This window comes from Pseudomonas sp. MNR3A, from assembly GCF_009650575.1.
GTDB classification, from domain to species: Bacteria; Pseudomonadota; Gammaproteobacteria; order Pseudomonadales; family Pseudomonadaceae; genus Aquipseudomonas; species Aquipseudomonas machongensis.
In genome coordinates, this window is the sequence record NZ_VZZS01000015.1 from 102,636 (window position 1) to 111,773 (window position 9,138).

Genomic DNA, 9,138 nt, shown 5'->3' on the forward strand with positions numbered 1-9,138 from the left:
GTCAGGGCAAAGAGAATTTCTGGCCGAGCGCAATCCTTGTGCTACTACTTGATATCGACACGCGCGATTGCAGATGGACGGTCGCAGAGGCAGGGAATTCGCCAGCGCTGATGTCTTGCCAGCCCCCGCTATAGCCGTCTTCCTGCTGCGCGTGAATGAATCCGAGCTGTTTCATCACCACAAGGAAGGCTACACATGACCGAAGTCACCCTGATCGAAACCGTGAGCGCCGATTCCCTGACCAAGCTGCTGCAGGATGCCGGCTGCCGGGTCAATCGTAGCGAGCAGAATGCCGTCGTGCAGCTGCTCAGCGCCAGCCAGGGCGTGGGTTACGCAGTACGGTTCGGCAATCGAGCCAAGGACCAGGAGAGTGAGTTCCTCGACTTTACCTTCAGTTGCGTGTTGCGCATCCAGGGCGAGCTGCCGGCCGGGCTGGCCGAGCGCTGGAACGCCAGCCGTCGTTTCGCCCGGCTGTCGGTGCAGGGCGAGTTCCTGGTGATGGAAAAGGACGTGGTGGTGGCCGATGGCGTCAGCGATGCGCATCTGCTGGGTAGCCTGGTGCTGTGGGATCGCCTGCTGCAGGAGTTCATCGTCTACCTGCGCGACTACAGCCGCAATGTCGCCGACCAGACCGAACAGGTGGCTGGCGCGGCGACTGCTTCGTGACTTCCCGTACCTTCTGGGCCGGCGCGGGTGCGCTGGCCGTCATTGTCGTGGCTGTCGCCCTTGTTCTACGTCCGGGGGAGGAGCCGGTCGCCGCAGCGCACCCGGCGGCGACCGAGGTCAAAGGGCCGGTGTTGGCCAGCCTGGGCGAACAGAAGGTCGGCAGCGACGAGCTGAAGACGCTGCTGGCGCAGTTACCGGAGCCGACCCGCGAGCACCTGCGTGGCGATCGTCCGGCATTGGAGGCATGGATTCGCGCACGCCTGGCAGAAAAGGCGCTGTATCGCCAGGCCGAAGCCAAGGGCTGGCCACAGCGTCCAGATGTCGAGGCGCAGACCCGTGCAGTGAGCGAACAGATCGTATTGCGCGACTACCTCGCTTCGGTCACCCGAGTGCCTGACGATTACCCGAGCCAGGCAGAGCTTGAGCAGGCGTACCAAGCCACCAAGGACGAACTGCGCCTGCCGGTACGCTATCGCTTGAGCCAGATTTTCCTGCGGGTTGAAAATCCCAAGGACGACGAGGCAGTGGTCAAGCAGGCCCAGGCCCTGGCCAAGCAAGCACGCGACGGCAATTTCGCCACGCTCGCCCGCGAGCACTCCCAGGACACCGGCACTGCCGCCCAAGGCGGCGACAGCGGGCTGCAGGCGCTCGACCAGTTGCTACCTGAAGTGCGTGAGGTGGTGACGCGGCTCAAGGTCGACGGAGTGAGTGAACCGGTGCGCACGGCGGCGGGCCTGCACATCATCAAGTTGGTCGAACAGCAACCGGCGCGGGCGGCAACCCTGGAGGAGGTGACACCGCAACTGACCCAACTGCTCAGGGCACAACGCCAGGAGCAACTGGTGCGCAATTACGTCAACGGCATGTTCGATTCGGCGACCTTGAGTATCGACGGGGCGGCATTGAACCAGGTGCTGGAGGCCAGTCGCTGATGCTCCTTGAGTGATCGTGCCGAATCTCATTCGGTACGGTCACTCAACCTGCCTTGCGCAGGGTCAGGTTGATCCGTCGTTCCCCCATCCGCTCATGCTTGCCCGGCTTGATCGGCAGCACGCCATGAAAGCGCAGGCGATCCTCGCCACCCCATACCATGACATCGCCATGACTGAGCGGCACATGCTGCGGCCGGTCGCTGCGTTGCATGCCGCCGAGCAGAAAGACGGCGGGCAGCCCCAGTGAGATCGACACGATAGGCTGGCTGAAATCCTGCTCGTTGCGATCCTGGTGGAGGCTCAGGCGTGTACCGGGCAGGTAGTGGTTGACCAGGCACGCATCCGGCACGAACCCGTCGAAGCCGGCTTGGGAAGCGGCCCGCGCAGCCAGCGTCGACAGCACCTCGGGCAGCGCCGGCCAGGGTTTGCCGCTCAACGGATCCAGCGGGCTGTAGCGGTAGCCACGCGCGTCGCTGACCCAGCCCAGGCTGCCGCAATTGCTCAGCGCAACGGCCATGTGCAGCCCGCCGGGCGTCTGCATGTGTCGAAAGGGTGCCGCGCGCAACACTGGGCGCAGGGCATCGAGCAGGGCTTCGACCTCGGGCAGGGCAAAGCCTGGCAACAGCATGACCTGGCTGGCCAGCGATTGCGGCTGAGAACCGAAGAGGTCGAGGTCTGACTGGATCATGGCGGGCACTGGCGTGGGTAAGTCTGGATTGTATCGCTGTTGGTTCGTCCAGCCCATGGCAAATGGTCGGAGGGCGCCCTGAGCGCAGGTTCGGTCGGTCCGAGCAAGCGACCCTGTGCACCCGCGGATCGAAAAAGACGCGGTGGCCGGGCGCTTTCGTCGTGCGAGCGGGCTTGCCCGCAGACACCGGCACAGCCTGCGCCACCCACAGCCGCAGCCCGCTTTACGTATGCGTCAGGCTGACGCACACTGCGCAGAGTTCCGGGGTACAGCTGGAGTAAACGATGGCGCGACAATCACCCATAACAGACGCCCACGACCCGATGCAGCAATCCCGCCAGGTCCGCCTGCACCTGGCCAACGAGGGCGAGCTGCCTTCCGGCATGCTGCGCGAAGAGATCGATGCCTCATGGCGGCGCAGCCACGGCCATGGCCTGGACTGCCTGCAAGGCGAACAGGTCGGCCTTGGCGTCGAGCACGGGCAGAACCTGCAGACCCTGCTCGAGCTCAACCGCACGCTGATTGACGCCGTCACCCCCGAACTCGACTACCTGGTCGAGCGCCAGGGCAAGGGCGGAATCATCATTCTCGGCGATGCCCAGGCCAATGTGCTGGCCATCGAAGGGCAGACCCACGTGCTCAATCGCAATGGCCTGCGCGACCTGCACCCCGGCAGTTGCTGGAGCGAGGCGCTGCGCGGCACCAATGCCATCGGCACCGCCGTGGTCGAAGGGCGGCCCACCCTGATCAACTGCGGTGAACACTACCTCGATCGCCTCAGCCCGTTCTCCTGCACCTCCGTGCCCCTGCGCGATCCACGCGGCGAAGTGATTGGGGTGCTCGACATCACCCGCGAAGGGGTGATGAGCCAACCCCAGGATAGCCTCTCGACCCTGATGCTTGCCGCCGGCAACATCGAGAGTCGGCTGTTCGGCCTGTACCACCCCGAGCAGTTGGTGCTGGCATTCCACAGTCGCCCGCAGTACCTGGGCAGTGCCTGGCATGGGCTACTGGCCCTGAGCCTTGATGGTGAGGTGATGGCAGCCAACGAAAATGCCTGCCAGTTGCTCGGGCTACCACGCCCTGGCTTGATCGGCCGACGTTGCAGCGACTTGCTCGGCGAGCGTTCGCCGGCCTTTCTCAACCGCCTGTTGCAGGGCGGGATGAGCAGTGTGCAGACCGCCAAAGGGGAATTCTTCGTTCGGGTGCTGCAACTGCCGCGCCATGGCAACCTGGGCGCGACCGTCGCGACAAAGCCTGTTGCGGCGGTCAAGTGGTCGGCGCTCGATGCACTGGGCGGTGGCGACAGCCGTCTGGCGCGGGGTTTGCGCATGGCTCGCCAGGGCCTGGTCAACGGGCTGCCGGTGCTGCTGCTGGGGGAAACCGGGACAGGCAAGGAAGTGGTGGCGCGTGCCCTGCACCAAGCCAGCCCGCGCGCGGACAAACCGTTCGTTGCAGTCAACTGCGCAGCGATTCCCGAAGGGCTGATCGAGTCCGAGCTGTTCGGCTACCGCGACGGCGCGTTTACCGGCTCGCGCCGCGGCGGCATGGTCGGTCGGCTGATGCAGGCCCATGGCGGTACCTTGTTTCTCGACGAAATCGGCGACATGCCACTGGCCCTGCAGGCCCGGCTGCTGCGCGTGCTGCAGGAGCGCCGTGTGGCGCCGCTGGGGGCCGGCGAGGAGCAGGACATCGACGTGGCGATCATCTGCGCCACGCACCGTGATCTCAAGCGGCTGGTAGCCGAACAGCATTTTCGCGAAGACCTGTACTACCGCGTCAATGGCGTGTCCCTGCGCCTGCCGGCCCTGCGCGAGCGTGATGACCTCGGCACCCTGATCGAAGGGGTGCTGGACAAGCTCGGCGCCCGCGGCGTCACCCTGGATCCGGCTTTGATCTGCCTGCTCGAAGGCTTTGACTGGCCGGGCAATATCCGCCAACTGGAGATGGTATTGCGCACGGCACTGGCCATGCGCGAGGCGGGTGAGCAGGTACTCGGACTCGATCACCTGACCGATTGCCTGCTCGACGAGCTTTCCAGTGGTACGCCTGCGGCCGGTAGCCTGCGCGAGAATGAACTGGAGTTGATCCGTGGCGCCCTGGCGCGCCACCAGGGCAATGTATCGGCCGCCGCCGAGGCGCTGGGCATCAGTCGCGCGACGCTGTACCGCAAGCTCAAGCAGTTGCGCGGATAGACCATGGGCGGAGTGTTCTCGCGCCTGATCGAGTCTGGCGACCCCGTGCTCATGCGCCAGGCCCTGGCCTGGCTGTACGGTTTCGTGCGGCCCCAGCGCCGGGCCATCGCCGTGTTGCTGGGGTTGTCGCTGGTCGCTTCGCTGCTGGCCCTGGCCCAGCCCTGGCTGGTCAAGACCTTGATCGACGAGGGCCTGCTGGCACGCGATTACCAGACGCTCTGGCACATGGCGGCGTTGATGATCGGTGCCGGGGTGCTGGGTACCGTGCTGTCGGGGGTCAACCGCTACCTGCATACGCGCTTGTCGGGGCGCATCCTCTTCGCCTTGCGCGACGACCTCTATCGACACTTGCAGCAACTGTCGCCGACGTTCTATGGGCGACGCCGTACGGGCGATATCCTTTCGCGCCTGGACGGTGATGTGGCCGAGATCCAGCGCTTTGCCGTGGATTCGCTGTTCGCGGCCGTCTCCAGCGTCATCGGCCTGTTTGGCGCGGTGGCCTTGATGCTGATGTTGTCGTGGCGACTGTCGTTGTTGCTGGCCTTGCTCGTACCGATCGAAGTGCTGTGGTTGCGTTGGATGCGGCGCAAGGTCGAACGCGAAGTGCGCAGCCTGCGTGAGCGTTCGGCAGACGTGTCGTCGTTCCTGGTCGAGACGCTGCCCGCGATGAAGTTCATCCAGGCCGCCGGGCAACAGGGGCGTGAAGCGGGGCGCCTGGACCAGCTGGGGCAGGGCTACATGAAGCAACTGCTCAAGGTACAGATCACCGAATTCTTCACCCAGGCCGTGCCCGGCACCCTGACTTCATGGTGTCGCGCCTGTGCCTTTCTGGTAGGCGGCTGGTGGGTAATCCAGGGCACATGGCAACTGGGTGCGCTGATCGCCTTCTCGACCTACCTGGGCATGGCGGTGGGGCCGGTGCAGAGCTTGCTTGGCCTGTATGTCGCGGTGCAGCGGATGGCGGTGAGCCTGGGGCGGGTCATGGAACTCAAGCGCGAACCGGTGGCGGTCACCGAGCCGCAGGTGCCCAGGCCGATGCCCGACGGGCCGGGTGAATTGCGCCTGGAAGGCGTTGGCTTCGCTCATGAGGGCCGCCAAGGGGCAGTGCTCGATCAGGTCGATATCACCGTCGCGGGTGGGCTGAAGGTGGCCATCAGCGGTGCGTCAGGGGTGGGCAAGTCGACCCTGATCGACCTGCTGCAGCGTTTTTACGACCCGGATCGTGGGCGTATCCTGCTCGACGGTGTCGACCTGCGCCAACTCGACCTGGCTGCACTGCGCCGTCGCATCGCGGTGGTCAGCCAGGACATCGTACTGTTTCGTGGCACCCTGGCTCAGAACCTCGCCTACAGCACACCTGACGCCAGCCGCAGCGCACTGGAGCAGGTGGTGCGCCTGACCCGCCTGGAGGGCCTGGTGCACAGCCTGCCGATGGGGCTCGATGGCGCCCTCGGCGAGCGCGGCCAGCAGCTGTCCGGCGGGCAGAAACAACGTATCGCCATCGCCCGCGCCTTGCTACAGGATCCGGCGATCCTGGTACTGGACGAAGCGACTTCGGCCGTGGACGAGGCGACCGAGCGCGAGGTGATTGCCGCCATCGACCAGCTGTTTGCCGGGCGCACGCGCATTCTCATCAGCCACAGGCCGTCGACCCTGGCCGATGCAGACCTGCATCTGCAGCTGCAGGACGGCCAACTGCGGATTCTGCAGCAGGTACGTGTCGATCATGGCCACTGAACTGCGTTTGGGGGTGATCGATAGCGGCTGCACGTTGTCGCAAATGTCGACAGTGGTGGCCGCGCGGCGCTTCTGGCTGCAAGACGGATTGCTCCAGGAGGGCGAGGCGCAGCCTGATGCCCTTGGCCACGGACGTGCGGTCCTGGAGTGTCTGCGCGAGGGGGCCGGTGATGTACCGGTGCTGGTAGCCCAGGTGTTCAGCGACCAAGGACGGACCAGCGCCTTGCAGGTGGCTGCAGCATTGCTGTGGCTGGTGGACCAGGGCGCCACTTTGGTCAATCTGAGCCTGGGGCTGCAGCAGGACCGTGCTGTGCTGCGCCAGGCCTGCGCCGCCGCCCAGGCTGCCGGCGTCGTGTTGTGCGCGGCCAGCCCGGCCCGTGGCGCTGCGGTGTATCCGGCCAGCTACCCGAACGTGCTGCGCATCACGGGCGACGCCCGTTGCCGCGCAGGCCAGTGGTCATGGCTGGGCACGGCGCAGGCCGACTTCGGCGCGCCGGTGGGGGGGAATGCCCAGGCAGGGGCCAGCCTGGCGTGCGCGGCCTTGACCGGGCGAATGTGCGCACTGTTACGCGAGCATCCCGAGCTGCAACCTGCACAGCTACGTGCCTGGCTGCAGGCGCATGCAGCTTTCGTCGGGCCTGAGCGTCGAAGTGTCGATGAGCCGTGACCCGCAGATCCTCGTGCTTGGTGCAGGCCCTGCCGGGGCCGCAACCGCCATAGGCCTGCGGCGCATGGGCTATGCGGTCAGGCTGGTGTCGGACTGGCGCCGTTTCGATGCCGTCGAAGGGGTATCGCAGCGGGTGCTGGACGGCCTGCGCCACGCAGGGCTTGGCCTGGCGTTGGGGGTGGCGACGGTTGCTGCCGCGCGTCAGGTGCAATGGAACGGCGAACGGATGCAGATGAATCAGGAGTTCGTGCTCGATCGTGCGCGCTTCGATCGTGCGTTGCGCGAGGATCTGCTGCGCGCCGGGGTGGATGTCATTCACGGTCGTGTCCGCGAGCTGACGCAGGACGGGCGACACCGGGTGCAGCTCGACGACGGCCAGGTGCTGCACGGCGATTTTCTGGTCGAAGCCCGTGGTCGCCAGGCGCCCCTGCCTGCCAGCCGCCTGCGCGGCCCGGAAACCGTCAGCCTGCTCAACCTCTGGCAATCGACAGCAGGCGGCCCGCCAGCTTCTGCAGTGGAAAGCCTCGATGATGGCTGGGCATGGATGGCGCGCCTGGCAGACGGGCGTTGCTACTGGCAGATCACCCTCGATGCCAGCGCGGCCTCGCTGCCGGGCAAGGCCGCCCTGGCTGAGTATTGCGCGACCCGGCGGCGGCAGTCGGCAGGGGTTGCGCAGTTGTTCGATGCCCAGGCGTTGGAGCCCGCTCAGGTGCACGCACGCAGCAGCACGGCGATTCTTGCCGGCGCGTGTGCCGGCGCGGACTGGCTGCGGGTGGGAGATGCGGCGATGGCCGTCGATCCTTTGTCGGGCAACGGGATCTTCCAGTCACTGTCGTCGGCCTTGCAGGCGCCGGTGGTGATCAACACCTTGTTGAGGCGACCGGAGCGGGCGGCGTTGGCGCAAAGCTTCCACCAGCAGCGGGTCGAGCAGTTGTTCCTGCGTTTTGCCCGCACAGGGCGGGATTTCTACCGACTGGAACAAAGACATGCCGACGCGGGGTTCTGGGTACCGCGCCAGAGATGGCCTGATGACCAGGCCATGCACCAGGCCGCAAACTGGCAGGCGGTTCGAGTTGAACGCAGGCCAGTGTTGCGCGAAGGCTGGGTGGACGAGGCCGAGGTGGTGGTGACGGCCGACCAGCCGCTGGGGGTATGGCACCTGCAGGGCATCGAACTGGCGCCGGTTGTACGGGCCCTGCAGGCGGGTTCGGGTCTGGTCGAGGCGCTGGCAGACAAGCCTGAACAGGCACAAGCCATGGTGCGGCGCTGGTTGCTGGAGCAGGGTTATCGCTGAGGGCCGCGTATACTTTTGCGAGTAACCAAGCGCCTGCACGACGCTTGGCGAAGGCTCAGAAGAAAGTCCCGATCACCAGTTGCAGATAGGTCCCGGTATCCCGACTACCCAGCTGCATGCCGCCATTGTCGGCATTGCGCTCAGGCTTGTAGAAACCCAGCACCGGGCTGACCAGCAGGTGATCGTTGACCATCCATTCCACATACAGGTCCAGTTCCCGCCCGCCGACATTGCCCTGGTCGGTGTCCAGCGTGTCGAAATCGAAGTACAGCGCGCCAAGGGTCAGGTTGTCGCGCGGCTTGGCCTTCAAGCCCACATGATGGACCTGGGTGTTGGTGTTGAACGGGCCGGCATAGTTGGCGGCGACTTCACCCTGGAACCAGGTCCCGTAACCCCGGCTGAGCCCGTAGAACAATGGGTCGAAGTCCTTGGAGAAGCGGCTGTAGCGATAGGTGGCGCTGGGTGTCCATGGCAGCTGCGAGAAGGTCCAGCTGCCTTCCAGGTACCAGGCGTTCTCACGGGTGCCTCGTTGGTCCTGGGTGACATATTCGCCCGCGACTTCCAGGTCCTGGACGCCAAGGCTGCCGCGCCCGCGCAGACTGACGGTGTCCATGCCATCGCGGTGCTCCAGGCCCATGATCTGGGCATAGCGACGGTCCACATCCAGACCGTGAATCCAGCTCAGGCCAACGGTACCTGCCTCGCCGACGTGCTCCAGGTTGGCGACAGCCATGGAACTGTCGGCTTGATAGTGGTTATCGGACTTGAGCCACATCAGGTCGCCACGCCAGCCCTGGCTGCCGCCCAGGCGCAGCACGGCGGTACGGTCGAAGGCCTTGCGCGCCGCCAGGTAGTAGGCGCCGCCGCGATTGAAATTGGCACCCAGGTCGACCTTGCCAAGGTTGACGGGATCGCCCTGGATCAGGAAGCCGTCCCCCAAAGTGACCACCTGGCGGCCG

At 65.7% G+C, this 9,138-nt stretch carries 8 protein-coding genes; 6 read left to right on the plus strand and 2 right to left on the minus strand.

What is annotated here, in order from left to right; all coding sequences use genetic code 11:
- Positions 1-195 precede the first annotated feature (195 nt).
- Both F6X62_RS11670 and F6X62_RS11675 read left to right on the plus strand, forming a co-directional pair.
- A complete protein-coding gene (locus tag F6X62_RS11670; RefSeq protein WP_153773573.1) occupies positions 196-666 on the plus strand; it encodes a YbjN domain-containing protein in 471 nt (156 codons plus the stop codon).
- Positions 663-1,598, plus strand: coding sequence for a peptidylprolyl isomerase (locus F6X62_RS11675; RefSeq protein ID WP_153773574.1), 936 nt, complete (start codon positions 663-665; stop codon positions 1,596-1,598). Before F6X62_RS11670 ends, F6X62_RS11675 begins: the two co-directional genes overlap by 4 nt.
- 43 nt (positions 1,599-1,641) lie before the next feature.
- Here F6X62_RS11675 and alkB read toward each other — a convergent pair whose 3' ends face one another.
- The gene (gene alkB / locus F6X62_RS11680; RefSeq protein WP_153773575.1) at positions 1,642-2,286 is read right to left on the minus strand and encodes a DNA oxidative demethylase AlkB; all 645 of its coding nucleotides are present in this window, start codon (positions 2,284-2,286) and stop codon (positions 1,642-1,644) included.
- A 284-nt stretch (positions 2,287-2,570) separates the two neighbouring features.
- Between alkB and F6X62_RS11685 the strand changes: the two genes are divergently transcribed.
- From F6X62_RS11685 to F6X62_RS11700, 4 genes are read left to right on the plus strand one after another with little or no spacing between them, the layout of a single operon-like run.
- Entirely contained in the window at positions 2,571-4,481 is a 1,911-nt protein-coding gene (locus F6X62_RS11685; RefSeq protein WP_153773576.1) for a sigma-54-dependent Fis family transcriptional regulator, read from the plus strand.
- A gap of 3 nt (positions 4,482-4,484) precedes the next feature.
- Complete coding sequence (locus F6X62_RS11690) at positions 4,485-6,218, plus strand: ABC transporter ATP-binding protein (RefSeq protein ID WP_153773577.1); 1,734 nt, start codon at positions 4,485-4,487, stop codon at positions 6,216-6,218.
- Positions 6,208-6,885, plus strand: coding sequence for a S8 family serine peptidase (locus F6X62_RS11695; protein ID WP_153773578.1), 678 nt, complete (start codon positions 6,208-6,210; stop codon positions 6,883-6,885). Before F6X62_RS11690 ends, F6X62_RS11695 begins: the two co-directional genes overlap by 11 nt.
- Positions 6,839-8,179, plus strand: coding sequence for an NAD(P)/FAD-dependent oxidoreductase (locus tag F6X62_RS11700; protein WP_256674029.1), 1,341 nt, complete (start codon positions 6,839-6,841; stop codon positions 8,177-8,179). Before F6X62_RS11695 ends, F6X62_RS11700 begins: the two co-directional genes overlap by 47 nt.
- A 55-nt stretch (positions 8,180-8,234) precedes the next feature.
- Here F6X62_RS11700 and F6X62_RS11705 read toward each other — a convergent pair.
- Positions 8,235-9,138: hypothetical protein (locus tag F6X62_RS11705; RefSeq protein ID WP_153773579.1), on the minus strand; the 904-nt coding region annotated here is incomplete at its 5' end.

Bases quoted from the DNA above. Each gene is read 5' to 3' on its own strand.
- F6X62_RS11670 (WP_153773573.1), top strand. From the start codon at position 196: ATGACCGAAGTCACCCTGATCGAAACCGTGAGCGCCGATTCCCTGACC.
- alkB (WP_153773575.1), bottom strand. From the start codon at position 2,286: ATGATCCAGTCAGACCTCGACCTCTTCGGTTCTCAGCCGCAATCGCTG.
- F6X62_RS11685 (WP_153773576.1), top strand. From the start codon at position 2,571: ATGGCGCGACAATCACCCATAACAGACGCCCACGACCCGATGCAGCAA.
- F6X62_RS11690 (WP_153773577.1), top strand. From the start codon at position 4,485: ATGGGCGGAGTGTTCTCGCGCCTGATCGAGTCTGGCGACCCCGTGCTC.
- F6X62_RS11695 (WP_153773578.1), top strand. From the start codon at position 6,208: ATGGCCACTGAACTGCGTTTGGGGGTGATCGATAGCGGCTGCACGTTG.
- F6X62_RS11700 (WP_256674029.1), top strand. From the start codon at position 6,839: ATGCAGCTTTCGTCGGGCCTGAGCGTCGAAGTGTCGATGAGCCGTGAC.